This is a genomic window from Micromonospora sp. NBRC 110038 (genome assembly GCF_020884815.1).
Classification (GTDB): domain Bacteria; phylum Actinomycetota; class Actinomycetes; order Mycobacteriales; family Micromonosporaceae; genus Micromonospora; species Micromonospora haikouensis.
In genome coordinates this window covers 1,700,627-1,724,199 of record NZ_BBOL01000001.1, presented here as the reverse complement: position 1 = coordinate 1,724,199, position 23,573 = coordinate 1,700,627, and the positions used below count along the sequence as shown (strand labels likewise).

Here is a 23,573-nt window from a genome sequence, read left to right as displayed (position 1 = left end):
CGGCCGGCCCGGGCGCGTCGGCGGGTGCCCGGCCGGGGTCACCAGGGCACGGCCTCCCAGCCGGCCGGCAGCGCCGGCACCGGCCAGGCGGGGTCGGGCCGCCAGCGCGCCCAGGCCGGGTCCCACCAGCGCTTCCCCGCGTCGAGCAGCGCGGCGATCCGGTCGCCCTCCACGCGGATGGCCTCCGCCATCCCCGGGTATCTTCCCTCGGCCAGGCGCTGGGCGAACACCTCCACGTCCTTGAAGACGTACCGGTCGGCGTCCGCCGCCCACCACAGGTCCAGCTCGTGGTCGAGGGTGTCCACCCCGATCGGGGTACGCCGCACCGGGTCCTGGAGGTTGAAGTACCAGCCCGCGAACTCCCGCCCCGGCCCGGCCCAGAACACGTCGACGGAGTGCGCCTCGCCGGGACGGTGCAGCATGAGCTTGCCGTGCCCGCGCCAGGCCCGCTGCCCGGCCACCTGCCACGGGTGCCGCCCGCACGGGAAGCTCCCCTGCTCGGGGAAGCCGAACTCCGCACCGCCGGGCAGGTAGAGGGCGAGCAGCTCCGCGGAGTCCACGACGCAGATCGTCGGGACCCCGAACCAGACCTCACCGCGCAGGATCTCCCGCCGGACGACCACGTCGCCCGGCGCGAACCGCCGCCCGCCCCCGGTCGCCACGGCTCAGCCGACCGCCGCCATGACCTCGTCGGAGACGTCGAAGTTCGCGTAGACGTTCTGCACGTCGTCGCAGTCCTCGAGGACGTCGATCAGCTTGAAGACCTTGCGGGCACCTTCCTCGTCCAGCTGCACGTTGACGCTGGGGATGAGGGACGACTCGGCCGACTCGTACTCGATGCCGGCGTCCTGCAGGGCGGTGCGGACCGCGATCAGGTCGCTCGGCTCGGAGACCACCTCGTACGCCTCGCCGAGGTCGTTGACCTCCTCCGCGCCGGCGTCGAGGACGGCCATCATCACGTCGTCCTCGCTGGTGCCCGCCTTGGGGACGATCACCACGCCCTTGCGGGAGAACATGTACGACACCGAGCCGGCGTCGGCGAGCGAGCCGCCGTTGCGGGTCAGCGCGGTGCGCACCTCGGTCGCCGCCCGGTTGCGGTTGTCGGTGAGGCACTCGATCAGCATCGCGACGCCGTTCGGGCCGTACCCCTCGTACATGATCGTCTGCCAGTCGGCGCCGCCGGCCTCCAGGCCGGAGCCGCGCTTGACCGCCCGGTCGATGTTGTCGTTCGGTACGGAGTTCTTCTTCGCCTTCTGGATGGCGTCGTAGAGCGTGGGGTTGCCGGCCGGGTCGCCGCCGCCGGTGCGGGCCGCGACCTCGACGTTCTTGATCAGCTTGGCGAACATCTTGCCGCGCTTGGCGTCGATCACGGCCTTCTTGTGCTTGGTGGTCGCCCACTTTGAGTGGCCGGACATCTGCTACCTCCGTCTGTTGATCACGCCTGCGTCGACTGCCCGCGCCAACTCCACTTCTCCACCGGCGTACGACGGGCCGGTCGGCTCTGCGTGGATGGCCGCGGCGGGCGCGGAGCCCTGCCGAACCGCGGCAATCCTACCGAGGTGGGGTGCGCCGGTGTCACACCCGGCACCGGCACGCCCGGCGGCGGACGCGCCGAGGGCCCGCCCGGTCGTCCGGGCGGGCCCTCGGCCACGGCTCAGGCGGCGCGCACCAGGTCCACGAAGTAGCGGTGCAGCCGCAGGTCGCCGGTCAGCTCGGGGTGGAACGAGGTGGCCAGCAGGTTGCCCTGCCGGACCGCGACGATCCGCCCGGCGGCCGGCCCCTCGGTCACCTCGCCGAGCACGTCGACGCCGGCGCCGACCCGCTCGACCCAGGGCGCCCGGATGAACACCGCGTGGAACGGCTCCCCCTCGACCCCGGCGATCGTCACCGGGGCCTCGAACGAGTCGACCTGCCGGCCGAACGCGTTGCGCCGGACGGTCATCTCGATGCCGGCGAAGCCCCGCTGGTCGGGGCGGCCGTCGAGCACCTCGGTGGCCAGCATGATCATGCCGGCGCAGGAGCCGTAGACCGGCATGCCGGCGGCGATCCGTTTGTCGATGGGCTCACGCATGTCGAAGATGTCGGCGAGTTTGCTGATCGTGGTGGACTCGCCGCCCGGGATGACCAGGCCGTCGACCGCGTCCAGCTCCTGCGGCCGGCGTACGGGCCGGGCATGCGCGCCCGCCCCGGTCAGGGCCGCCACGTGTTCCCGGACGTCGCCCTGGAGCGCGAGCACACCGATGGCGGGTGCTGCCGTCACGTTCGCTCCTCTCCTCGGCTGGTGGTCAGGAAGGGGCCCTTCCTCTGCGGGATGCGTTACCAGGGGGCCCCTCCTTGCGCGTCACCAGCCGCGTTCGGCCAGGCGGTGCGGCTGCGGGATCTCGTCGACGTTGATGCCGACCATCGCCTCGCCGAGGCCCCGGGAGACCTTGGCCAGCACGTCCGGGTCGTCGTGGAAGGTGGTGGCCTTCACGATCGCGGCGGCGCGCTGCGCCGGGTTGCCGGACTTGAAGATGCCGGAGCCGACGAAGACGCCCTCCGCGCCGAGCTGCATCATCATCGCCGCGTCGGCCGGGGTGGCGATGCCGCCGGCGGTGAACAGCACCACCGGGAGCTTGCCGGTCTCGGCGACCTCCCGGACCAGCTCGTACGGCGCCTGGAGCTCCTTGGCCGCGACGAACAGCTCGTCGGCCGGCAGGGAGCTGAGCCGGGCGATCTCCTGGCGGATCCTGCGCATGTGCATGGTGGCGTTGGAGACGTCGCCGGTGCCGGCCTCGCCCTTGGAGCGGATCATGGCCGCGCCCTCGGTGATCCGGCGCAGCGCCTCGCCCAGGTTGGTCGCCCCGCACACGAAGGGGACGGTGAACGCCCACTTGTCGATGTGGTTGGCGTAGTCGGCGGGGGTCAGCACCTCGGACTCGTCGACGTAGTCCACGCCGAGGGCCTGCAGGACCTGGGCCTCGACGAAGTGGCCGATGCGGGCCTTGGCCATGACCGGGATCGACACGGCGTCGATGATGCCGTCGATCATGTCGGGGTCGCTCATCCGGGACACCCCGCCCTGGGCGCGGATGTCGGCGGGGACCCGCTCCAGGGCCATCACCGCGACGGCGCCGGCGTCCTCAGCGATCTTGGCCTGCTCGGGGGTGACCACATCCATGATCACGCCGCCCTTGAGCATCTCGGCCATGCCGCGCTTGACGCGGGCGGTCCCGACGACGGGGGTGGCGCTGGCGTTCGGGGAGGTGGTTTCGGGCACGGGTCATCGCTCCTCGGCGTGCTCGGGGGGTGACGGCTAGCTGAATGCTACGACGGGTGCAACGCCGCTCCGACAGCCAATCAGACCCACGGTGGCCTGCCCTGTGGCCGTCGTCACCCGACCGGCGCGGCTCAGGCGGGCACGTCCGCCGGAAGCTCCAGGGTCGGATCGTCGATGTCGAAGTAGCGCGGCCAGGGGTGCCGCCGCCCCATCCGCAACAGCCGCACCAGAGGTCGGCCCCGGGCGGACCGGGCGTCGCGGACCAGGTCGGTGTGCACCTGGCGGGCCAGCGCGAGCCGCCGGCTCGCGGCGATCACCGCCTCGCAGTCCGGTTCGGTCGGGTCCAGCCGCACCGCCCGCAGCTGCCGGGTGAGGTCGTTCTCGGCGGCCTCCCGCTCCTGCGGCTCGGCGTCGAGGGCGATCCGGGCCGCCGCGTACAGCTCGACGCCGTAGCGGCGCTCGGCCAGCACGGCCGCCGCCGCGGCCCGGCGCAGCAGGTGCGCGTCGAGGGCCCGGGCGGCGGACTCCGCGCGGACGCGCAGCCGCTCGACCCGGCCGGCGGTCCAGATCAGGTACGCCGCGACGAGCCCGACGACCAGGCTCGCGCCCACCACCCACCACATGCCCGGCATCGTAGTGCTGCTCCGTTCGCCTCGTCCGGGGTGCGGCCGACGCGGCCGGCGGTCACTCCCGTCACGGAAGCCACCCCGGTCACACCACTCAGCCGAGCCCCGCCCACTCCTGGTCGATGACCCGCCCGTCGGTCGCCTCGATCGCCGCCGCGTAGACCTCCAGGACCCGGCGGGCGACCACGGGCCAGTCGAAGTGCGCCACCACCTGGTCGCCGCAGGCGGTCAGCTCGGCCCGCCGCGCCGGATCGTCGAGCAGCGCCGCGAGGGCCGCCCGCAGCGCCGCGGCGTCACCGGTGGGGAAGAGCTGCCCGGCCCGGCCGCCGTCGAGCACCCGGCGGAACGCGTCGAGGTCACTGGCCACCACGGTCGTGCCGGCGGCCAGGGCCTCGGTGAGGATCATGCCGAACGACTCGCCGCCGGTGTTCGGGGCCACGTAGAGGTGGACGCTGCGCAGCATCCGCGCCTTGTCGGCCTCGGAGACCAGGCCGAGGAACGTGACCCGGTCCCGCAGCGGCGCGGGAAACCGGTCGAACAGGTCGTCCGGGTCGCCCGGCCCGGCGACCAGCAGCCGCAGCCCGGGCCGGGTGCCGGCCAGCTCGACGAACGCGTCGCGCAGGATCGGGAAGCCCTTGCGGGCCTCGGTGAACCTGCCGAGGAAGCCCAGCGTGCCGCCCTCGCCGGGCCCGCACTGGCCGGGCCAGCCGGGCAGCGGTGCCGCGTGGCTGAACTTGGCGACGGTGACGCCGTTGGGGATCTCCACCGCGCCGCCGTCCATGTGCTCGACCTGGACCTTGCGGGCCAGCGCGCTGACCGCGATGCGGGCGGTGATCCGCTCCAGCACGATCTGGAGCACGCCCTGTGCGGCGGCGAGCACCCGGGACCGGGTCATCGCGGTGTGGAAGGTGGCCACCACCGGACCCTTGGCCGACAGCACGGCCAGCATCGACAGGCTCAGGGTCAACGGCTCGTGCACGTGCAGCACGTCGAACTCGCCCCGGGCGATCCAGCGCCGGACGCGGGCGGAGGAGACCGGGCCGAACGCGATCCGGGCCACCGACCCGTTGTACGGCAGCGGCACGGCCCGGCCCGCCGGCACCACGTACGGCGGCAGCGGGGAGTCCTCGTCGGCGGGGGCGAGGACGCTCACCTCGTGCCCGAGCCCGAGCAGCGCCTCCGCCAGGTCCATCACGTGGTTCTGCACCCCGCCGGGCACGTCGAAGGAGTATGGGCACACGATGCCGATCCGCATTCCCGCGCCCCTTCGCCTCAGGCCGTCCCGGTGGCGGCCGGCGGGCCGGCGGCGGGCCGGGACCCGTCGTCGCCGGTGCCGCGCTGGTCCAGCCACATCCGCTGCAACATGTGCCAGTCTTCCGGATGCCGGGCGATGCCCGCCGACAGACCGTCGGCAATGTGCTGGGTCAGCACCCGGACCCGCTGGTCCAGCGGCCCGCTGTCGGCGTCGGGCAGGGGCAGCGGGCCGGCGATCGAGGCGCACGCGGCGTCCGGTTCGTACCACATCGAGGCGACGTAGAGCGGCGCGCCGGTGCGGATGGCCAGCAGCGCCGGGCCGGCGGGCATCCGGGTCCGCGCGCCGAAGAAGTCGACCTCGATCCCCCGGGCCGAGAGGTCCCGGTCGGCCAGCAGCGGCACCACCGCGCCGCTGCGCAGCCGGTCGACCAGCACGTCGAAGGCGGGGCGGTCCCCGCCGTGGGTGGGCAGGATCTCCATGCCCAGGCCCCGGCGGAAGGCGAGGAAGCGCTGGTAGACGGCCTCGGGCTTGAGCCGCTCGGCGACCGTGGTGATCGGCCAGCCGGTGGCGGCCACCCAGGCGCCGGCGGCGTCCCAGTTGCCGGCGTGCGGCAGCGCCACCACCGCGCCCCGGCCGGCGGCCACGTCGGCGGCGAGCCGGTCGACGCCGTCGGGGGCGAGCCGGAACCCGGTGAGGATCTGCTCGCGGCTCAGCGACGGCAGCCGGAACGCCTCCATCCAGTAGCGGGCGTAGGAGCGCAGGCCCCGGCGGACCAGGTCGTCCAGCTCCGCCTCGGGCAGCTCGGGGCCGACGACCCGGCGCAGGTTGGCGCGCAGTCGGGCCGTACCCCCGCCGCCGGCGCGGTGGGCGCGGTCGGCGCCCGCCCGGAAGGCCGCGGCCACGACGGACCGGGGCAGCGCGCGGGCCAGGCGCCAGCCGGCGACGTAGCCCAGCTCGGTGAGGTTCACCCCCGGGACCCGCTCGGCGTGTTCGCCTGGGCCTGCCGGTAGACGTGGGCCATCCGCTGGCCCACGGTGAAGATCGAGACGGCGGCCAGCAGCCAGAGCGCGACCTGGAGGGCGTACGGGACGCCGACGCCGGTGAGCAGGCCGCCGACGCCGACGATGAGCAGCCGCTCGGTGCGCTCGGCGATGCCGACGTTGCAGGTCATGCCGAGGCCCTCGGCGCGGGCCTTGACGTAGGAGACGAGGCCCCCGGCGGCCAGGCAGAGCAGCGCGGCGGCGACGCCGGCGTGGTCGCCCTCGGTGGCCAGCCAGTAGGCGACCGCGCCGAAGACGGCGCTGTCGGCGACCCGGTCCATGCTCGAGTCGAGGAACGCGCCGAACCGCGTCGAGCCGCCGCTCATCCGGGCCATCGTGCCGTCGAGCAGGTCGGTGAGCGCGAAGAACGTCACGACCAACGCGCCGGCGACGAGGTGGCCGCGGGCGCCGAGGCCGAGCGCGCCGACGAGCACCCCGAGGGTGCCGGTCACGGTGACGGCGTTCGGGGTCACGCCCGCGCGGAGCAGGCGGCGCGCGATCGGCTCGACGACGCGGGTCATCCCCGCGCGGGCCGACACTTGGAAGATCTTCGCCATGGCGGTCCCACGATAACGGCCGGCACCCCGCGGCGGTACGCCCCGGTCGCCGACCCGCCCGAGGAAGTCTTGTGCCGGCTCCGCAAGAGGTGTGAGATCGGGTGTGTGGGTGAGTTAGCTCACCCGCCGGACCGTCCCGTATCAGTCGTGCAGCCGATCACCGGAGGATGTCGCCGCGGCAGCAGCATCGGGCCGCTTCCCGTCGCGCGCGGCGGTCGCCACCCACCACCGGCCAAGGGAGGTGCGCCCCATGGCGCAGAAGAGTCAGGACAAGGGGGCCGCCGGCGGCGTGCCGACGGTCACCGAGCCCGGCGGGGTACGCAACGTGGTGCTCGTCGGGCACTCCGGGGCGGGCAAGACGACCCTGGTCGAGGCGCTGCTCGCCGCCACCGGCACGATCGGCCGGGCCGGCTCGGTCGCCGACGGCACCACGGTCTGCGACCACGACCCGGCGGCGGTGCGCCAGCAGCGCTCGGTGAGCCTGGCCTGCGCCCCGCTGGTGCACCAGGGCGTCAAGATCAACCTGCTGGACACCCCCGGCTACGCCGACTTCGTCGGCGAGCTGCGCGCCGGCCTGCGGGCCGCCGACGCCGCCCTGTTCGTGGTCTCCGCCGTCGACGGGATGGACGCCACCACCGCCGCGCTGTGGGAGGAGTGCGCCGCCGTCGGCATGCCCCGGGCGGTCGCGGTGACCCGGCTGGACCACCCGCGCGCCGACTTCGACGAGGCCGTGGCGCTGTGCCAGCGGGTCTTCGGCGACAACGTGCTCCCGCTGCACCTGACGATGCTCGGCGACGACGGCGAGTCGGTGGCGGGGCTGCTCGGCCTCGTCACCCGCCGGGTCTTCGACTACACCGCCGGCCTGCCGGCGCAGGTGCGCGAGCCGGACCCGGAGCACCTGCCGGCGATCGCCGAGTCCCGCAACGAGCTGATCGAGGGGATCATCGCCGAGAGCGAGGACGAGTCCCTCATGGACCGCTACCTCGCCGGCGAGGAGATCGACACCGCCGTGCTGGTCGCCGACCTGGAGAAGGCCGTCGCCCGGGGGCACTTCCACCCGGTGCTGCCGGTCTGCGCGGCGACCGGGGTCGGGCTGGACGTGCTGCTCGACGGCCTGGTGTCGGCGTTCCCCTCACCGCTGGAGCACGAGCTGCCCGCCGTCACCGGGGTCGACGGCTCGCCCCGGCCGCCGCTGACCTGCGACCCGTCCGGGCCGCTCGTGGCCGAGGTGGTCCGCACGACCGTGGACCGGCACGTCGGCCGGGTGTCGCTGGTCCGGGTCTTCTCCGGCACCCTGCGCCCCGAGCTGACCGTGCACGTCGCCGGCCACGGCATGGCCGAGCGGGGGCACCCCGACCACGACGCCGACGAGCGGGTGGGGCACATCTACACCCCGCTGGGCGCGAGCCTGCGCGAGGTGGGCGCGTGCGTGGCCGGCGACATCTGCGCGGTCACCAAGTCGGGCAGCGCGGAGACCGGCGACACCATCTCCGCCAAGGACGACCCGCTGCTGGTCGCCCCGTGGGAGATGCCCGAGCCGCTGCTGCCGGTGGCCGTCGTCGCGCGCAGCCGCGCCGACGAGGACGCGCTGGCCCGCAACCTGGCCCGGCTCGTCGCCGGCGATCCGACCCTGCGGCTGGAACGCAACCCGGAGACCCACCAGCTCGTGCTGTGGTGCATGGGCGAGGCGCATGCCGACGTGGTGCTCGACCGGCTGCGCGGCGGCGGCGTCGAGCTGGACACCGAGCCGGTGCGGGTGCCGCTGCGGGAGACCCTCGCCGCGCCCGCGAAGGGGCACGGCCGGCACGTCAAGCAGTCCGGCGGCCACGGCCAGTACGCCGTCTGCGACATCGAGGTCGAGCCGCTGCCCCGGGGCGCGGGGTTCGAGTTCGTCGACCGGGTCGTCGGCGGCGCGGTGCCGCACCAGTACGTCCCGTCGGTGGAGAAGGGCGTCCGGGCGCAGCTGGAGCGGGGCCTGGTCGCCGGGCACCCGGTGGTGGACCTGCGGGTGACCCTGGTCGACGGCAAGGCGCACAGCGTCGACTCCTCCGACGCGGCGTTCCAGACCGCCGGGGCGCTCGCGCTGCGCGACGCCGCCGAGAAGGGCCAGCCCGTCCTGCTGGAGCCGATCGACGAGGTGGTCGTGCGGGTGCCGGGGCACGCCGTCGGCGCGGTGCTGGGCGACCTGGCCGGCCGGCGCGGCCGGGTGCTCGGCACCGAGCCCGACCCGGACGCCGAGGGGCAGACGCTGGTGCGCGCCGAGGTGCCGGCCGTCGAGCTGCTGCGCTACGCCGTCGAGCTGCGCTCGCTCACCTCCGGGACGGGCACCTTCCGCCGCCGGTTCGCCCGCTACGACCCCGCCCCCCCTCACTGACCCGCGTTCAGGGGCGGGTGGGCGGGGTCGGAGGCATGGGCCAGTAGGGGCGGTCGGCGGAACGCAGGGCCGCCGACCGCAACGCCGCCAGTTGGCGTTCCACCTCGGCGAAGTGGTCCGGGGCCAGCGGGCCGAGGGCCATGGCGGCGGCGTTCTCCTCCACCTGGGCGACCGTGCGGCAACCGGGGATCGGGATCGCGCGGTCGCTGCGGGCCCAGAGCCAGCCCAGCGCCCCCTGGGCGAGGGTGCGGCCGTCGGCGGTCAGCGCCGCCCGGACCGCGCCGACCCGGCGCAGCCACTCCGGGGCGGGCCGGCCGCTGCGGAACCACTCCAGCCAGGTCGCCGTCGCCCCCCGCACGTCGTCGCGGGGCAGGGTGGAACCGGCGGCGTACTTGCCGGTGAGCAGGCCCATGCCCAGCGGGCCGCGGTTGATGCTGGCCAGGTCGTACTTGTCGCAGACGGCGAGCATGTCGGGGGTGTCGCGCAGCACGGACAGGTCGTGCTGCACGGCGGTGCCGAGGCGGGCGCCCTGGCCGAGGGCGTCGGCCCGGTCCACCCGGTCGGTGCTCCACCCGTACGCCCGGATCAGCCCCTCGGCGACGAGGTCGTCGCAGGCCGCGAAGAGAGCCTGCGCGCGCGGCACCGGCAGGTCGCCCAGGTGCAGCTGGTAGAGGTCGATGCGGTCGGTGCCGAGGCGACGCAGCGAGTCGACCACGGCCCGGCGCAGGTGCGCCGGCGAGGCGTCCTGCCCGGTGGCCTGGCGGGTCGGGGGGTCGAACGTGTAGCCCCACTTGGTGGCGATCACGGCCTCGTCGCGGCGGCCGGCGAGGGCCCGGCCGAGGACCTGCTCGCCGTGCCCGGCGCCGTACGTGTCGGCGGTGTCGAAGAGGGTCACGCCGAGATCGAGCGCCCGGCGGACCGCGCGGATCGACTCGGCGTCGTCGACCGCGCCCCAGCCCAGCGGCTGGGTGCCCTCGGCCCAGGGGCCGCCGATGGCCCAGCAGCCCATGCCGAGGGCGCTGACCTCGATGCCGCTGCGACCCAATGTCCGTGTCGTCACTGCCACCGCCAGATCGTGCCACTCGGAGCGCCGCCGCGGGCGGCCGTTTCACCGGAACGGGACGACCCGGCCACGCAGGGTCAGCTCGGCCAGGCGCGGCGGAACAGGTCGCGGGTGTCGGTGAGCAGTTGGGGCAGCACCTTCGTCCGCCCGATCACCGGCATGAAGTTGGCGTCGCCGCCCCACCGGGGCACCACGTGCTGGTGCAGGTGCTCGGCGATGCCGGCCCCGGCGACGCCGCCCTGGTTCATCCCCAGGTTGAACCCGTGGGCGTTGCTGACCCGCCGCACCACCCGCATCGCGGTCTGGGTGAAGGCCGCCAGCTCGGCGGTCTCGGCGAGGTCGAGGTCGGTGTAGTCGGGCACGTGCCGGTAGGGGCAGATCAGCAGGTGCCCCGGGTTGTAGGGGTAGAGGTTGAGCACCGCGAAGACCCGCTCGCCCCGGGCCACCACCAGGCTCTCCTCGGCCGGCAGGCCGGGGGCCAGGCAGAACGGGCAGCCGCCTGGCTTGTCGTAGCCACCCTCCGGGCGGTCGGAACCGGAGACGTACGTCATCCGGTGCGGAGTCCAGAGCCGTTCCAGCCCGTCGGTCATGCCGTTGCCCGTGTGCCGTTCCGCCCCTGTCACGCCGTCGATCCTACGTTCCCGGCGGCGGATAGGGGGTGAAGAATCTTGACGAAGAGACGTTGATCAATGAAGCTTCCAGTCAGGAGAAAGCTCGACAACCGTCGATGGGAGATCACGTGAAGACCGCACTCCGACGGCTCGGCAGGGCCCTGGCCGCCTGCGCTCTCGCCGCCGCCACCACCCTGGTGGGGCTGACCGTGACGACCGGCGCCGCGCACGCCGACGGGTGCTACACGTGGGGCCGGTCGCTGGCCTCCGGCGCCACCGGCGAGGACGTCCGGCAGCTCCAGATCCGCCTCGCCGGCTACCCCGGCTACGGCGCGGTCCTCGGCCTCGACGGCTCGTTCGGCCCGGCCACCCGCTCGGCGCTGATCCGCTTCCAGCAGGCGTACGGCCTCTCCGCCGACGGCGTCGCCGGCCCGCAGACCTTCAACCTGCTGTACGCGCTCCAGGACGACGACTGCACGCCGGTCAACTTCAGCTACGCCGAGCTGAACAACTGCAACGGCGACTGGTCCGGCGGCGCGGTGTCGGCGAGCACCGCGCGGTTCAACGCGCTCGTGTCGATGTGGAAGCTCCAGGCCCTGCGGCACGCCCTCGGCGACCAGTCGATCCGGATCACCAGCGGCTTCCGCAGCTACGCCTGCAACAGCGCGGTCGGCGGCGCGTCCAACAGCCGGCACCTCTACGGCGACGGCGTCGACATGGGCTCGGGCCCGCACTCGCTGTGCCGGCTGGCCCAGCAGGCCCGCAACCACGGCTTCGCGCAGATCCTCGGCCCCGGCTACCCCGACCACAACGACCACGTCCACGTCGGAGCGGCGGGCGGCTGGTCGGCCCCGAGCTGCGGCATCTGACGGTCACCGGGCGGGAAGGGTTCCCCTCTCACGGCTGCCGTGAGAGGGGAACCCTTCCCTAGCGAATGCGTGAAGAGGGGCCCCTCCTTACCCCTGGACCGACGGGCCGGCGTTGGTGCGGGAGTTGACCACGTCGAGCACGTGGGCCACCGCCTCGTCGACCGGCACGCCGTTGCGCTGCGAGCCGTCCCGGTAGCGGAACGACACCGTGCCGGCGGCCACGTCGTCGTCCCCGGCGATCACCATGAACGGGATCTTCTGCTGCTGGGCGTTACGGATCTTCTTCTGCATCCGGTCGTCGCCCGCGTCGACCTCGGCGCGGACGCCCTGCCGACGCAGGGTGGTGACGAAGTCCTGCAGGTAGTCGGTGTGGTCCTCGCGGATCGGGATGCCCACCACCTGCACCGGGGCCAGCCAGGCCGGGAACGCCCCCGCGTAGTGCTCGGTGAGCACGCCGATGAACCGCTCGATCGACCCGAACTTGGCGCAGTGGATCATGACCGGCTGCTGCCGGGTGCCGTCGCTCGCCTGGTACTCCAGCCCGAAGCCCTTCGGCTGGTTGAAGTCGTACTGGATGGTCGAGAGCTGCCAGGTGCGGCCGATGGCGTCCTTGGCCTGCACGGAGATCTTCGGGCCGTAGAAGGCCGCGCCGCCCGGATCCGGCACCAGGTCCAGCCCGGTCTCCCGCGCGCACCGCTCCAGCACCGCGGTCGCCGTCGCCCAGTCCTCGTCGGACCCCACGAACTTGTCGAGCTTGGCCTCGTCGCGGGTCGACAGCTCCAGGTAGAAGTCGTCGATGCCGAAGTCCTTCAGCAGGCTCAGCACGAAGTTGAGCAGGTGCTTGATCTCGCCCGGTGCCTGCTCCCGGGTGCAGTACGAGTGGGAGTCGTCCTGGGTCAGGCCACGCACCCGGGTCAGCCCGTGGACCACGCCCGACTTCTCGTAGCGGTAGACCGACCCGAACTCGAACAGCCGCATCGGCAGCTCACGGTAGGACCGCCCGCGCGAGCGGTAGATCAGGTTGTGCATCGGGCAGTTCATCGCCTTGAGGTAGTAGTCCGCGCCCTCGAGCTCCATGGGCGGGTACATGCCGTCGGCGTAGTAGGGCAGGTGGCCCGAGGTGTGGAAGAGACCTTCCTTCGAGATGTGCGGGGTCCCGACGTACTGGAAGCCCTCCTCGATGTGGCGGGCACGGACGTAGTCCTCCATCACCCGCTTGATCACGCCGCCCTTGGGGTGGAACACCACCAGGCCGGAGCCGATCTCGTCCGGGAAGCTGAACAGGTCCAGGTCCGCCCCGAGCTTGCGGTGGTCGCGGCGGGCGGCCTCCTCCAGGAGCTTCAGGTACGCCTTCAGCTCGTCGCGGGTCGGCCAGGCGGTGCCGTACACCCGCTGCAGCTGCGGGTTCTTCTCGCTGCCCCGCCAGTATGCGGCGGCCGACCGCATCAGCTTGAACGCGCCGATCAGCCGGGTGCTCGGCAGGTGCGGGCCCCGGCACAGGTCCGACCAGCAGACCTTGTCCTCCTTGGCGGCGAGGTTGTCGTAGATGGTCAGCTCGCCGCCGCCCACCTCCATCACCTCGGAGGAGTCCAGCCCCTCGCCCTTGACGTCGATCAACTCCAGCTTGAACGGCTCGGCGGCCAGCTCGGCCTTCGCCTCGTCGAGGCTGGCGAACCGCCGCCGCCGGAACCGCTGCCCGGACTTGACGATCTCCTGCATCCGCTTCTCGAGCTTCGCCAGGTCGTCGGGCTGGAACGGCTTGTCGACGGCGAAGTCGTAGTAGAAGCCGTTCTCGATCGGCGGGCCGATGCCGAGCTTCGCGTCGGGGAAGACGTCCTGCACCGCCTGGGCGAGCACGTGCGCGGTCGAGTGGCGCAGCACGTTGAGCCCGTCCGGGGTGTCGAGGGCGACCGGCTCGACGACGGTCTCCTCGGCGGGCGCCCAGTCCAGGTCGCGCAGGTTGCCCTGCGGGTCGCGGACCACGACGACCGCCTTCGGGCCGGTGGACGGCAGCCCGGCCGCGGCCACCGCGTCGGCCGCCGTCGTCCCGGCGGCGACGACGACGGGGTCGGCCACGACGGGGGTACGGGGTGCGGACACGGTGACTCCTCCAGAGGACGACAAACAGCGGCCGGCTGGCCGCCCCCGCTGATGCTAGCGGGCAAGGAAGGGTCCCTTCTTATCGCATTCGGTAGTGGAAGGGCCCCTTATTAACGCTGAGGGCCGGGCAACGCGGCGGGCGGCGGCGAGCGGGCGGGCCGGCGGGCGAGAGCGGGTGTCGGATTGAACCTTTCGGCCGCGCCAGCCGAACTACCGGGTGGGGCCGGTGTCGGAAGCGGCCGGAGGAAGACGAAGGGCAGGGGCGAGGGTGGCGATGATCCGCAGGCACAAGCGAGGGCTCCGGATGTCGGCGTCGGCCGTCCTGGCCGTCGTCGCGGCGATGCTGGGCTGGGCCGGCACGGCGCTGGCGGCGGACGTGACGAGCACCCCCGAGCAGGCCCGCCAGGGCGACCCGGTACGGCTGGAGATCGTCGTGCCCGAGGAGCGCCCGGGCACCCGGACCGAGCGGGTCGAGCTGCGGCTGCCGGCGGCGGCGCCCGTGGGCGAGGCGTACCCGATGTCGGTGCCCGGTTGGGCGCCCCGGATCACCACGCGGAAGCTGGCCGAGCCGATCCCCGGCATCCACGGCACGACGATGGACACGGTCACCGCCTCGGTGGTCTGGACCAGGGCCAAGGGGGCGCCCGCCGGCCCCGCCCGGCTCGCCGTCTCGATGGGGCCGCTGCCCCAGGCCGAGAGGATGGTGTTCGAGGTGGTGCAGACGTACTCCGACGGCGCGGTCGTGCGCTGGGCGGACCCGGCCGGCGGTGCGCGGCCCGCACCGGTGTTGACCCTGCTGCCGGCGGCGAGCGGCCACGGCGGGGACGGGGCCACGGGCGCGCACGGCGGGGGCCCGTCCGACACGACGGCGGCCGGCGAGGCTCCCACGCCGGCCGTCGCCCTGTCGGACGGCGACGCCGCGGGTGACCGTGGGTTCACCGATGCCCTGCTGGCGGCGGGGCTGGTCGCGGGGCTCGGCGGGGGCGCCGCGCTCGGTTGGCTGGCGACCCGGTGGCGGCGACGGACCGACCCGGCGGGGGTGACCGCGCCCGAGGGCGACGAGCTGCGCCGGATCCTCGACGGCGACCTCCCGCCGCCGGACGCGGACGACACCGCCGGGACCACGGGCCACACCGCCGGGGCCACGGGCGAGACGACCGGGACCGCGGGCGAGACCACCACGACCGCGGGCCACACCGGCGAGACCACGGACGGGACCGCCGACGAGGCCGGGGCGGTCGCGGCGCCGGAGCCGCAGCCGGCGGGCCGGTAGAGCGGCGAGCCGAGCGGCGACGCGGCCGGTCAGGCTACCCAGTCGGGCAGGGGCTCGCGGGCGGCGAGCCAGTCGGCGGGCACGCCGCCCGGCGTGCCGACGCCGGTGTGGGCGGCCACGACCGCCCCGACGATGGCGGCCGTGGTGTCGACGTCCCCGCCCGCCTCGACGCAGGCCCGGATCGCGGCCGGGTAGTCGTCGAGGTGGGTCGCCGCCGCCCAGAGCGTGAACGGCACCGTGTCCTGCGCGGTCACCCGGGAGCCGTTGCCGAGCGCGTCCACGGCGACGGCGAGGGGGCGGCCGAGCAGGCCGGCCGCGCGGCGTACCCCCTGGTGCACCTCGCCGGGGTCGAGGGCCGCGGCCACCGCGGCGAGCAACCGCGACGGCGGCGGGCGGTCCCCGTCGAGGCGGCCCCGGGTGGCCAGGGCGGCGGCCACCGCGACCGCGACGGCGCCGGCGATGCCCTCCGGGTGGGCGTGGGTGACCTCGGCGGAGGCCCGGGCCTGGGCCGCCGCCTGCCGGGTCGAGTCGGCGAACCACGCACCGAGCGGGCCGACCCGCATCGCCGCGCCGTTGCCGCACGAGCCCTGCCCGTCGAACGCGGAGGCCGCGGCGACGGGCCACGGCGTGCCGGTGCGGATCAGGCGCAGGATGGTCACCGCGCCGGGCCCGTAGCCGCGGTACGGCTCGCAGCGGTGCGCGAAGGCCAGCGCCAGCCGGTCCCGGTCGATCTCCCCGACCTCGGTCAGCTCGGCCACCACGGAGCAGGCCATCTCGGTGTCGTCGGTCCACTGCCACGGCGACGGCGGGAACCGGCCGGCGGCGAGGTCGGCGGGCCGCCGGCCCGGCACGAAGAACTGCGAGCCGAGGGCGTCGCCGACGGAGAGGCCGTGCAGGCTGTCCCGGGCGAGCGCCGCGCGGGTGTCCGCGAAGAGCGTGAATGCCATGGCCGTACCAGCTTGCCCGGTCGCCGGGTGCGCCGCAACGCGCCCCGCTTGCCATCGCGAGTACGGTGCTGACGTGGCCACGGTGCTCCTGGTCGAAGACGACCACGTCGTACGCGGCGCGATGCTGCGGTCCCTCGCCGACCGTGGGCACGCCGTGCACGCCGTGGGCACCGCGCTGGACGCGCTGCGCCGGGTCGCGGCCCAGACCCCCGACCTGGTGGTGCTGGACCTGGGCCTGCCCGACCTCGACGGCTCGGACGCCCTGCGGATGCTGCGCGGGATCACCGACGTGCCGATCATCATCGCCACCGCCCGCGACGACGAGCAGTCGGTGGTGCGGCTGCTGCGGGCGGGCGCGGACGACTACATGGTCAAGCCGTTCACCGGCGCGCACCTGGACGCCCGCATCACCACCGTGCTGCGCCGGGCGGGCCGGGCCAGCCGGACGGTGCAGCCGGCCGTGCACACCGTCGGCGGCCTGCGGGTGGACGTCGGGGAGCGCAGCGCCCTGCTCGACGGGGTGCCCCTCGCGCTGACCCGCAAGGAATTCGACCTGTTGGCGTATCTCGCCGCCCGACCCGGGCGGGTAGTGTCCCGCCGGGAGCTCTTGGAGGAGGTATGGCGGCAGCCGTCGGTCGGCGAGGACCAGACCATCGACGTTCATCTTTATTGGCTACGTCGCAAAATGGGCGAGTCCGCGGCGAAGCCGCGCTACCTGCGCACCGTGCGGGGGGTGGGCTTCCGGTTGGTGGCCCCGGACTGAGGGTCGCGCTGGCCTGGCTCACGGCCGGCATGTGCGCCCTCGTCGCGCTCGCGTTCCTCATCCCCCTCGGCATCAGCCTGGGCGAGCGGACCCGCGAGGAGGCCATCGCGGACGCCGCCCGGCGCAGCGCGCTTGTCACCGGGGCCCTCGCGGTCAGCACCGAACCGGCCGTCGTCCAACGCGCGGTCGAGGCCAGCGGCGAGGACCCGGCGACCCGGCCGGTGGTGCACGGGCTGGGCGGTGACGACGCGGCCGGCCGGGCCGACGGGGCCGCGCTGGCCCGGGCCGCCGCCGACCGGCGTTCCGTGGTCACCGACGTGCCGGGCGGGGTGCTGCGGCTCGACCCGGTGGTGCTGGGCGACTCGGTGGCCGTGGTCGAGGTGTTCGTCCCGGACGCCGCCCTCGACGAGGGCGCCACGGGCCGGTGGCTGCTGCTCGCGGCCGTGGCGCTGGCGCTGGTGGGCGCCGCCGTGCTGGTGGTCGACCGGGTCGCGGCCCGCACCGTCGACTCGACCCGGGGGCTCGTGCAGGCCGCCCTCGCCGTCGGCGACGGCGACCTGGGGGTACGCGTCGAGCCGACCGGCCCGCGCGAGCTGGCCGAGGCCGGGTACGCGTTCAACCGGATGGCCGACCGGCTGGTGGCGGCGCGCACCGACGAGCGGGAACTGGTGGCCGACCTGTCGCACCGGCTGCGTACCCCGCTGACCGTGCTGCGGCTCGACGCCGACGGGCTGGACTCCGACGACACCAGCGTCGGCTCGTTCACCGAGGCGGAGCTGGACCGCCGGCGCGCGATCCGGCGGATCCGGCAGGCGATCGTCACCCTGGAGGGCGAGATCGACGTGCTGATCAACACGACCCGCAAGGCGGTCGCGCACGAGGCCGGGCCGGCGATGTGCGACGTCAGCGAGGTCGTCCGGGACCGGATGGTGTTCTGGTCGGCCCTCGCCGGTGACCAGAACCGGCCGCACCGGGTCAGCGGCGCGCAGCTGCGCATCCCGGCGCCGGTGCCGCGCGCCGAGCTGGCCGCCGCGCTCGACGCGGTGATCGGCAACGTGTTCCGCTACACCCCGCAGGGCACCGCGTTCGAGGTGGCGGTCTCCCGCCGGGACGGGTATGTCGCGATCCGCATCGACGACGCGGGCCCCGGCATCGCCAACCCGGACCGGGCGCTCGCCCGGGGCGCCAGCGACCAGGGCTCCACCGGCCTGGGCCTGGACATCGCCAAGCGGGTGGCGTTGCAGGCCAACGGGTCGGTGAGCATCGACCGGGCCCGGCTCGGCGGGGCCAGCGTGGTGATGCTGCTGGCCGACCCGGAGGCCGTCCCGCGGCAGGTCAACCGGTTCGGCCTGGTCGGACGGATGGCCCGCGACGCGCGGGAGCCGAAGGCCGAGGGCCGCCGCTGGACCCGCCGCCGCCCGTCGGACGGCTGACCGCCCCGGCTGCTCTGCGGCTGGCCAGCCGCCGGCCCGGGGCGCGGCCGGTTGTGCGCAGACGCAAGTCTTCCTTAGATCCGGATTAACCACGGCGGCACGCCGGGCGCGCGGTGGCAGGATCTGGGGCGAACCCATCAGTTCCACCGGCCATTCCGGGATCTCCTCCGGTCGGTGGAGCCGTGCGCGCGGCGGGAGTGCGGTCCCCCCACAACCTCCTCCCGCCGCGCGCCAGCCCGGATCCGGGCGCCCGTCGACCCGCGCTCCGGCGGGCCGACAAGCCCCCGGTCAGCCGGCCGACGCGGCCAGGTAGCCGTCGATCTCGCCGGCCAGCCGCGCCTTCTCCCCCGGCGACAGGAACGACGCGGTCACCGCGTCGGTGGCCAGCGCCGCCAGCCCCTGCGGGCCGAGGCCGAGCAGCCGGGCCGCCACCGCGTACTCGTCGTTGAGGGTGGTGCCGAACATCGGCGGGTCGTCGGAGTTGATGGTGACCAGCACACCGGCCTCGACCAGCCGGGGCAGCGGGTGCGCGTCGAGCGAGGCGACGGCCCGGGTGCGCACGTTGGAGGTGGGGCAGACCTCCAGGGCGATGCGGTGCTGCGCCAGGTGGGCCAGCAGCTCGGGATCGTCGGCGGCGGAGATGCCGTGGCCGATGCGTTCCGCGCCGAGGTCGCGCAGCGCGTCCCAGACCGTCTGCGGGCCGGTGGTCTCGCCCGCGTGCGGGACCGAGCGCAGCCCGGCCGCCCGCGCCTGGTCGAAGTACGGCGCGAACTGGGGCCGGGGCACGCCGATCTCGGGGCCGCCCAGGCCGAAGCTGATCAGGCCGGCGGGCTGCTCGTCGAGGCAGATCCGCAGGGTCTCCTCGGCGGCCGGCAGCCCCGCCTCGCCGGGGATGTCGAAGCACCAGCGCAGGGCGATGCCGAAGTCGGCCTCGGCCCGCTTGCGGGCGTCCTCGATCGCCTCGCAGAACGCCGGGGCGGGGATGCCCCGGCGCACGTGCGAGTAGGGCGTGACGGTCAGCTCGGCGTACCGGACCTGCTGGCGGGCCAGCTCGCGGGCCACCTCGTGGGTGAGGATCCAGACGTCCTCGGGGTCGCGGACCAGGTCCACCACGCTGAGGTAGACCTCGATGAAGTGGGCGAAGTCGCGGAAGGCGAAGTAGTCGGCGAGGGCGTCCGGGTCCGCCGGCACCGGGCTGGCCCCCTCGTGGCGGGCGGCCAGCTCGGCCACGATGCGCGGCGACGCGGAGCCGACGTGGTGCACGTGCAGCTCCACCTTGGGCAGGCCGGCGATGAAGGCGGACAGGTCGGTCACGGGCTCTCCTCGGGAGGGTGCGGCGGGCGGGCACCGGTGCGGGCGACGACGAACACGCGGCGGAACGGGAAGCACACCCGCCCCTGCCGGACCGGGTACGCCGCCGCGAGGCGGGCGGCGAGCTGGGCGCGGAAGTCGGCCCACCGGGCGTCGTCCAGGGCCGCCCGGACGGGGCGCAGGGCGGTGCCCTCCATCCAGGTCAGCACCGGGTGGTCGGCGTCGGCGGGGGCCGGCAGCAGGTGCACGTACGTAGTCTCCCAGGCGTCGACCGCGCAGCCGGCCCGGGTCAGCAGCGTGGCGTAGCCGACCGCGTCGTCGACCGGGTCGTCGCGCAGCGCCGGGGCGAGCGCGGCGGCCCACGGCCCGCCCCGGGCCACCGCGTGCAGCGCCCGGTGCGAGGGGGCGGCGAAGTTGCCCGGCACGGCGAAGGCGAGCCAGGCCCCGGCGGGCAGCTCGGCGGCCCACCGGGTCAGCAGCTCCCGGTGGCCGGGCACCCACTGCAGCAGCGCGTTGCTGACCACCACGTCGACGTCGGGGGCCGGCCGCCAGTCGCGCACGTCGCCGACCGCGAAGTCCACCGGCGCGGCCAGCGCGACGGCCCGGTCGATCATCTCCGCCGAGGCGTCGAGGCCGGCGACGCGGGCGTGCGGCCAGCGGGCCGCCAGGCCGGCGGTCAGCGTCCCGGGCCCGCAGCCGAGGTCCACCACGGCCCTCGGCCGCTCGGCCGCGACCCGCGCGAGCAGGTCGTGGAAGGGCCGGCCCCGCTCGTCGCGGTAGCGCAGGTACGTCGCCGGATCCCACATCCCGCCTCCAAACCGTACGTCCGTCTTGTTTTAAGGTACGGCCCGCCGCACGGCCGGACAAGCCGATCACTAGGCTCGGGGCATGGAGCAGCGCACCTTCACCCGGCTCGGACGGCACGTCGGCGTGGTCGGGCTCGGCGCCTGGCAGCTCGGCGCGGACTGGGGGCGGGTCGACGAGGCCGACGCGATGGCCGTCCTGGCCGCCGCCGTGGACTCGGGCGTCACGTTCGTCGACACCGCCGACGTCTACGGCGACGGGCGCAGCGAGCAGTTCATCGGGCGGTTCCTGCGGTCCCGCCCCGACGCGGGGCTGACCGTGGCGACGAAGATGGGCCGCCGGGTCGAACAGCGGCCGGAGGCGTACACGGCGGAGAACTTCCGGGCCTGGACCGACCGGTCCCGGGCCAACCTCGGCGTGGACACCCTCGACCTGGTCCAGCTGCACTGCCCGCCCACCGCCGTGTTCGCCGACGACCGGGTCTTCGACGCCCTCGACGCCCTCGTCGCCGACGGGCGCATCGCCGCGTACGGGGTCAGCGTCGAGACCTGCGACCAGGCGCTCACCGCGATCGCCCGGCCCGGCGTGGCGAGCGTCCAGATCATCCTGAACGCGCTGCGACTCAAGCCCCTCGACCGGGTGCTGCCGGCCGCCTCGGCCGCCGGGGTCGGCATCATCGCGCGGGTGCCGCTGGCCAGCGGCCTGCTCTCCGGCCGGTACGACGAGCACACCACCTTCGCCCCCGACGACCACCGCACCTACAACCGGCACGGCGAGTCGTTCGACGTCGGGGAGACGTTCTCCGGGGTGGACTTCGGCACGGGGCTGGCCGCCGTGCGCCGGCTCGCCCCGCTGGTCGGCACGGGCCGCACCATGGCCCAGTTCGCGCTGCGCTGGGTGCTCGACCAGCCCGGCGTCACGGTGGTCATCCCCGGTGCCCGCGACGCCGAGCAGGCCCGGCGCAACGCCGCCACGGCCGGCCTCGCGCCGCTCACGCCCGACGAGCTGGCCGCCGTGCGGGACACCTACGACGAGTTGATCCGGCCGCAGGTGCACGACCGGTGGTGACCCGCCCGGCAGCGGTGCTCGCGCACCGCGGTGACGACGCGGATGCTGGAACGACGCGCATGCTGGACCGGGCCGGCGGGCCCGCCCGGTGAGCGGAGGGGGGACGCGATGAAGGGGTGGCTCCGGCTCACCCTCGGCCTGCTCGCGGTGGTCGTCGGCGCCGTCTGGACGGTGCAGGGCCTCGGCTACGTCGGCGGGAGCATGATGACCGACCAGCGGATCTGGGCACTGCTCGGCCCGGTGCTGGTCCTGATCGGACTCGCGACCCTCTGGTACGGCCTGCGCGCCCGACGCCGCCGTCCCTGACCGCCGGCCCGCGGTGGTGGGGAGGCGGTCGCGACCCGGGTGCCGGCGGGATCGCCCCGGGGTGGGGCGGACACGTGAAAAGCCCCGCATCCCGAACGGGACACGGGGCTTGACTTGATCCGGGTCGGATCATCCCCTCGGCCGGCGGGCCGGCCACGGCTGCTCAGATCGGGCGGACCTGCTCAGCCTGCGGGCCCTTCTGACCCTGGGCGATCTCGAACTCCACCCGCTGGTTCTCCTCCAGCGTGCGGTAGCCGCTGGTCTGGATGGCCGAGAAGTGGACGAACACGTCAGCACCCCCGCCGTCGACGGTGATGAAGCCGAAGCCCTTGTCTGCGTTGAACCACTTCACGGTTCCCTGCGCCATGTGTATCTCCTTCTAAAACTGGCGGCCGAGCACGCCGTGCGGCCGATTGGCCGTTTTCGAGCAGCGGCGCCTGAGGCGGCCCCCTGTGCAGGAGACTTCTCTCAACCCACGCTGTCTCGCAACAGCGTGGAACAGCAAACCACGTAGCGAAAACTCTGCACAGCCTACCGGACGAAATTCTTCGACATGTGACCTGAAGGACGCCCGAATTCCGACCTCCCGGGCCCTTCCCGCACGCACGAAGGCCCCCTTCCCGGTCACCCGGGAAGGGGGCCCACGCTGTCTTGGCTGGTCAGTCGGGCCAGCGGCCGGTCAGCCGGCGCACGCCCACCGCGCCACCCCGGTCGACGGCCGCGCGTACCACGGAGAAGATCGCGCCCTGGAGGGCGGCGGCGGCGAGGATCTCGCCCCAGCCGCGGTCCTCGTCGGTCGCGCTCGGGGCCTCGCCGTCGCCGGCCGTCACCTTCCAGACCTGCCGGAAGATCACGCCCGCGACCGCACCGGCGGCCAACCCCATCAACACCCCGACAGGCTTGTACGCGGCCCTGCCGATGCCCTTGCTCACCTGCGCCTCCCCCGGACGATCAACAGCACGATCATGGTAGCCACCGCGCCGGCGGCGACCGCCGCCCACGGCACCGGGCTGCGGCCCAGCTCCGCACCGGAGGCGGCCCGCTCCCGGGCGGCCTCGGCGCCCTGGGCAGCCTGCCCGCGCACCCGGGCCACGGTCTGCGCGGCCTGCTCCCGCATCCGCCCCCTGGCCTGCTCGGCGGAGGAGCGCAGCCGGGCCTTCACGTCGGCCTTCGCGGCCAGCGCCTCCATCGTCTCGCCGAGCTCCACCCGGGTACGCCGGATCTCCTCGCGCAGCGCCTCCGTGTCTCCCGTGCCGTTCGTGCCGTTGCTCGCGCCGCCCATCATGCCCGTCCCCTGTCCTTCACCGCGGCGGTGACGGTGTCCACGTCCGCCCGGACGCTGCGCACCGCCGCCGCCGGAACCGGCGGGACCGCCTGGCCGACCTGCTTCTTGCCGACCAGGGCGAGGATCCCGGCCGCCAGGAAGAGCACCACCGCGACGATCAACGCGGCCGCCCAGGCCGGCACGACCAGCGCCAGCAGCAGGATCGCGGCGGCGATCAGCGCGCCCAGGCCGTAGAGAGCCAGTGCGCCGCCGCCGCCGAAGAGGCCGATCCCGATGCCGGCGTGCTTGCCCTTCTGGGTCAGCTCCGCCCGGGCCAGGGCCAGCTCGTCGCGGACGAGTCGGGAGACCTGCTCCGTGGCCCGCTGCACGAGTTCGGCGGTGGACGGCTCGCTCCCGGTCCGCGACGTGCGGTGATTCGCGACGTCAGCCATGCTGTCCTCCTTTCGTCATCACCGCGCTGTATGCCCGGAGTCGCCGCCCGTCAATCCTGCGCGGGGCGGCCAGTCGCACTGACCGCGCCGCGCAGCAGTCCCCGGGAGACGGCCGTTCAAACCCCGCCCGGACCCCGCGACGGGCGGCCGGCCTCCCGCCGGTTCAACGCCCCGCCGCCGGGACAGGACACGTCGCGC

General features: G+C 74.6%; 25 protein-coding genes. 7 read left to right on the top strand and 18 right to left on the bottom strand.

Annotated elements, in window-relative coordinates:
* Positions 1–38: 38 nt before the first annotated feature.
* The 8 genes from LPU61_RS06760 to pgsA all read right to left on the bottom strand — a co-directional run bounded on the left by LPU61_RS06760 (position 39) and on the right by pgsA (position 6,737).
* Complete coding sequence (locus LPU61_RS06760) at positions 39–662, bottom strand: DUF402 domain-containing protein (protein WP_229404432.1); 624 nt, start codon at positions 660–662, stop codon at positions 39–41.
* Positions 663–665: 3 nt separating this feature from the next.
* Positions 666–1,415 carry a YebC/PmpR family DNA-binding transcriptional regulator gene (locus tag LPU61_RS06755; RefSeq protein WP_229404431.1) on the bottom strand — a complete coding sequence of 250 codons (750 nt, stop codon included), beginning with the start codon at positions 1,413–1,415 and terminating at the stop codon, positions 666–668.
* Between the two features lie 239 nt (positions 1,416–1,654).
* On the bottom strand, positions 1,655–2,260 hold the full coding sequence (gene pdxT, locus LPU61_RS06750; RefSeq protein ID WP_043962918.1) for a pyridoxal 5'-phosphate synthase glutaminase subunit PdxT: 606 nt from the start codon (positions 2,258–2,260) through the stop codon (positions 1,655–1,657).
* A gap of 81 nt (positions 2,261–2,341) precedes the next feature.
* Positions 2,342–3,259, bottom strand: a complete 918-nt coding sequence (gene pdxS, locus LPU61_RS06745; protein WP_043962916.1) for a pyridoxal 5'-phosphate synthase lyase subunit PdxS — start codon at positions 3,257–3,259, stop codon at positions 2,342–2,344.
* 131 nt (positions 3,260–3,390) lie between these two features.
* Positions 3,391–3,882, bottom strand: coding sequence for a hypothetical protein (locus LPU61_RS06740; RefSeq protein WP_043962915.1), 492 nt, complete (start codon positions 3,880–3,882; stop codon positions 3,391–3,393).
* Between the two features lie 97 nt (positions 3,883–3,979).
* Positions 3,980–5,140 carry a glycosyltransferase family 4 protein gene (locus LPU61_RS06735; RefSeq protein WP_229404430.1) on the bottom strand — a complete coding sequence of 387 codons (1,161 nt, stop codon included), beginning with the start codon at positions 5,138–5,140 and terminating at the stop codon, positions 3,980–3,982.
* A gap of 17 nt (positions 5,141–5,157) precedes the next feature.
* The gene (locus LPU61_RS06730) at positions 5,158–6,108 is read right to left on the bottom strand and encodes a phosphatidylinositol mannoside acyltransferase (protein ID WP_229404429.1); all 951 of its coding nucleotides are present in this window, start codon (positions 6,106–6,108) and stop codon (positions 5,158–5,160) included.
* Positions 6,105–6,737, bottom strand: a complete 633-nt coding sequence (gene pgsA / locus LPU61_RS06725) for a phosphatidylinositol phosphate synthase (RefSeq protein ID WP_043962912.1) — start codon at positions 6,735–6,737, stop codon at positions 6,105–6,107. The genes LPU61_RS06730 and pgsA overlap by 4 nt, the downstream gene beginning before the upstream one ends.
* A 250-nt stretch (positions 6,738–6,987) precedes the next feature.
* On the opposite strand from pgsA, the gene LPU61_RS06720 reads away from it, so the two are divergent.
* Positions 6,988–9,111, top strand: coding sequence for an elongation factor G-like protein EF-G2 (locus tag LPU61_RS06720; protein ID WP_229404428.1), 2,124 nt, complete (start codon positions 6,988–6,990; stop codon positions 9,109–9,111).
* A 7-nt stretch (positions 9,112–9,118) separates the two neighbouring features.
* Here LPU61_RS06720 and LPU61_RS06715 read toward each other — a convergent pair whose 3' ends face one another.
* Together LPU61_RS06715 and LPU61_RS06710 are read right to left on the bottom strand one after the other, a co-directional pair.
* A complete protein-coding gene (locus LPU61_RS06715) occupies positions 9,119–10,177 on the bottom strand; it encodes an aldo/keto reductase (protein WP_043962910.1) in 1,059 nt (352 codons plus the stop codon).
* 74 nt (positions 10,178–10,251) lie between these two features.
* Entirely contained in the window at positions 10,252–10,764 is a 513-nt protein-coding gene (locus LPU61_RS06710) for an HIT domain-containing protein (protein WP_199486067.1), read from the bottom strand.
* A 149-nt stretch (positions 10,765–10,913) separates the two neighbouring features.
* On the opposite strand from LPU61_RS06710, the gene LPU61_RS06705 reads away from it, so the two are divergent.
* A complete protein-coding gene (locus tag LPU61_RS06705) occupies positions 10,914–11,654 on the top strand; it encodes a D-Ala-D-Ala carboxypeptidase family metallohydrolase (protein WP_229404427.1) in 741 nt (246 codons plus the stop codon).
* 87 nt (positions 11,655–11,741) lie between these two features.
* On the opposite strand, the gene thrS is transcribed toward LPU61_RS06705, so the two are convergent.
* Complete coding sequence (thrS, locus tag LPU61_RS06700; RefSeq protein ID WP_229404426.1) at positions 11,742–13,754, bottom strand: threonine--tRNA ligase; 2,013 nt, start codon at positions 13,752–13,754, stop codon at positions 11,742–11,744.
* A 274-nt stretch (positions 13,755–14,028) separates the two neighbouring features.
* Between thrS and LPU61_RS06695 the strand changes: the two genes are divergently transcribed.
* Positions 14,029–15,027 carry a YcnI family protein gene (locus LPU61_RS06695; protein WP_229404425.1) on the top strand — a complete coding sequence of 333 codons (999 nt, stop codon included), beginning with the start codon at positions 14,029–14,031 and terminating at the stop codon, positions 15,025–15,027.
* Between the two features lie 29 nt (positions 15,028–15,056).
* Here LPU61_RS06695 and LPU61_RS06690 read toward each other — a convergent pair whose 3' ends face one another.
* Positions 15,057–15,974 carry an ADP-ribosylglycohydrolase family protein gene (locus LPU61_RS06690; RefSeq protein WP_229404424.1) on the bottom strand — a complete coding sequence of 306 codons (918 nt, stop codon included), beginning with the start codon at positions 15,972–15,974 and terminating at the stop codon, positions 15,057–15,059.
* Positions 15,975–16,047: 73 nt separating this feature from the next.
* Here LPU61_RS06690 and LPU61_RS06685 point away from each other — a divergent pair, with 73 nt between their 5' ends.
* Positions 16,048–16,737, top strand: a complete 690-nt coding sequence (locus LPU61_RS06685) for a response regulator transcription factor (protein ID WP_043962905.1) — start codon at positions 16,048–16,050, stop codon at positions 16,735–16,737.
* Between the two features lie 29 nt (positions 16,738–16,766).
* Positions 16,767–18,170, top strand: coding sequence for a HAMP domain-containing sensor histidine kinase (locus tag LPU61_RS06680; protein ID WP_229404423.1), 1,404 nt, complete (start codon positions 16,767–16,769; stop codon positions 18,168–18,170).
* A 288-nt stretch (positions 18,171–18,458) separates the two neighbouring features.
* Here LPU61_RS06680 and LPU61_RS06675 read toward each other — a convergent pair whose 3' ends face one another.
* Both LPU61_RS06675 and LPU61_RS06670 read right to left on the bottom strand, forming a co-directional pair.
* Positions 18,459–19,484 carry an adenosine deaminase gene (locus LPU61_RS06675; RefSeq protein ID WP_043962904.1) on the bottom strand — a complete coding sequence of 342 codons (1,026 nt, stop codon included), beginning with the start codon at positions 19,482–19,484 and terminating at the stop codon, positions 18,459–18,461.
* Entirely contained in the window at positions 19,481–20,287 is an 807-nt protein-coding gene (locus LPU61_RS06670) for a trans-aconitate 2-methyltransferase (RefSeq protein ID WP_229404422.1), read from the bottom strand. The genes LPU61_RS06675 and LPU61_RS06670 overlap by 4 nt, the downstream gene beginning before the upstream one ends.
* An 82-nt stretch (positions 20,288–20,369) precedes the next feature.
* Here LPU61_RS06670 and LPU61_RS06665 point away from each other — a divergent pair, with 82 nt between their 5' ends.
* Together LPU61_RS06665 and LPU61_RS06660 are read left to right on the top strand one after the other, a co-directional pair.
* On the top strand, positions 20,370–21,353 hold the full coding sequence (locus LPU61_RS06665) for an aldo/keto reductase (protein WP_043962902.1): 984 nt from the start codon (positions 20,370–20,372) through the stop codon (positions 21,351–21,353).
* 108 nt (positions 21,354–21,461) lie between these two features.
* Positions 21,462–21,659 carry a hypothetical protein gene (locus tag LPU61_RS06660; protein ID WP_043962901.1) on the top strand — a complete coding sequence of 66 codons (198 nt, stop codon included), beginning with the start codon at positions 21,462–21,464 and terminating at the stop codon, positions 21,657–21,659.
* Between the two features lie 163 nt (positions 21,660–21,822).
* On the opposite strand, the gene LPU61_RS06655 is transcribed toward LPU61_RS06660, so the two are convergent.
* From LPU61_RS06655 to LPU61_RS06640, 4 genes are all read right to left on the bottom strand, one after another.
* Positions 21,823–22,026: a cold-shock protein gene (locus tag LPU61_RS06655; RefSeq protein ID WP_007075740.1), complete on the bottom strand. Its 204-nt coding sequence runs from the start codon at positions 22,024–22,026 to the stop codon at positions 21,823–21,825.
* A 292-nt stretch (positions 22,027–22,318) separates the two neighbouring features.
* Positions 22,319–22,591 (bottom strand): DUF4235 domain-containing protein, encoded by a 273-nt coding sequence (locus tag LPU61_RS06650; protein ID WP_043962900.1) that lies wholly within the window; start codon positions 22,589–22,591, stop codon positions 22,319–22,321.
* Positions 22,588–22,941, bottom strand: a complete 354-nt coding sequence (locus tag LPU61_RS06645) for a DUF3618 domain-containing protein (RefSeq protein ID WP_229404579.1) — start codon at positions 22,939–22,941, stop codon at positions 22,588–22,590. The genes LPU61_RS06650 and LPU61_RS06645 overlap by 4 nt, the downstream gene beginning before the upstream one ends.
* Positions 22,941–23,375: a phage holin family protein gene (locus tag LPU61_RS06640; protein WP_043962898.1), complete on the bottom strand. Its 435-nt coding sequence runs from the start codon at positions 23,373–23,375 to the stop codon at positions 22,941–22,943. Before LPU61_RS06640 ends, LPU61_RS06645 begins: the two co-directional genes overlap by 1 nt.
* Positions 23,376–23,573: the final 198 nt, after the last annotated feature.

Excerpts from the sequence above, each read along its gene's own strand:
- LPU61_RS06755 (WP_229404431.1), bottom strand. The coding sequence starts at position 1,415 with ATGTCCGGCCACTCAAAGTGGGCGACCACCAAGCACAAGAAGGCCGTG.
- LPU61_RS06740 (WP_043962915.1), bottom strand. The coding sequence starts at position 3,882 with ATGTGGTGGGTGGTGGGCGCGAGCCTGGTCGTCGGGCTCGTCGCGGCG.
- LPU61_RS06735 (WP_229404430.1), bottom strand. The coding sequence starts at position 5,140 with ATGCGGATCGGCATCGTGTGCCCATACTCCTTCGACGTGCCCGGCGGG.
- pgsA (WP_043962912.1), bottom strand. The coding sequence starts at position 6,737 with ATGGCGAAGATCTTCCAAGTGTCGGCCCGCGCGGGGATGACCCGCGTC.
- LPU61_RS06720 (WP_229404428.1), top strand. The coding sequence starts at position 6,988 with ATGGCGCAGAAGAGTCAGGACAAGGGGGCCGCCGGCGGCGTGCCGACG.
- LPU61_RS06710 (WP_199486067.1), bottom strand. The coding sequence starts at position 10,764 with ATGACCGACGGGCTGGAACGGCTCTGGACTCCGCACCGGATGACGTAC.
- LPU61_RS06695 (WP_229404425.1), top strand. The coding sequence starts at position 14,029 with ATGATCCGCAGGCACAAGCGAGGGCTCCGGATGTCGGCGTCGGCCGTC.
- LPU61_RS06690 (WP_229404424.1), bottom strand. The coding sequence starts at position 15,974 with ATGGCATTCACGCTCTTCGCGGACACCCGCGCGGCGCTCGCCCGGGAC.
- LPU61_RS06680 (WP_229404423.1), top strand. The coding sequence starts at position 16,767 with ATGTGCGCCCTCGTCGCGCTCGCGTTCCTCATCCCCCTCGGCATCAGC.
- LPU61_RS06670 (WP_229404422.1), bottom strand. The coding sequence starts at position 20,287 with ATGTGGGATCCGGCGACGTACCTGCGCTACCGCGACGAGCGGGGCCGG.
- LPU61_RS06665 (WP_043962902.1), top strand. The coding sequence starts at position 20,370 with ATGGAGCAGCGCACCTTCACCCGGCTCGGACGGCACGTCGGCGTGGTC.
- LPU61_RS06660 (WP_043962901.1), top strand. The coding sequence starts at position 21,462 with ATGAAGGGGTGGCTCCGGCTCACCCTCGGCCTGCTCGCGGTGGTCGTC.
- LPU61_RS06655 (WP_007075740.1), bottom strand. The coding sequence starts at position 22,026 with ATGGCGCAGGGAACCGTGAAGTGGTTCAACGCAGACAAGGGCTTCGGC.
- LPU61_RS06645 (WP_229404579.1), bottom strand. The coding sequence starts at position 22,941 with ATGGGCGGCGCGAGCAACGGCACGAACGGCACGGGAGACACGGAGGCG.
- LPU61_RS06640 (WP_043962898.1), bottom strand. The coding sequence starts at position 23,375 with ATGGCTGACGTCGCGAATCACCGCACGTCGCGGACCGGGAGCGAGCCG.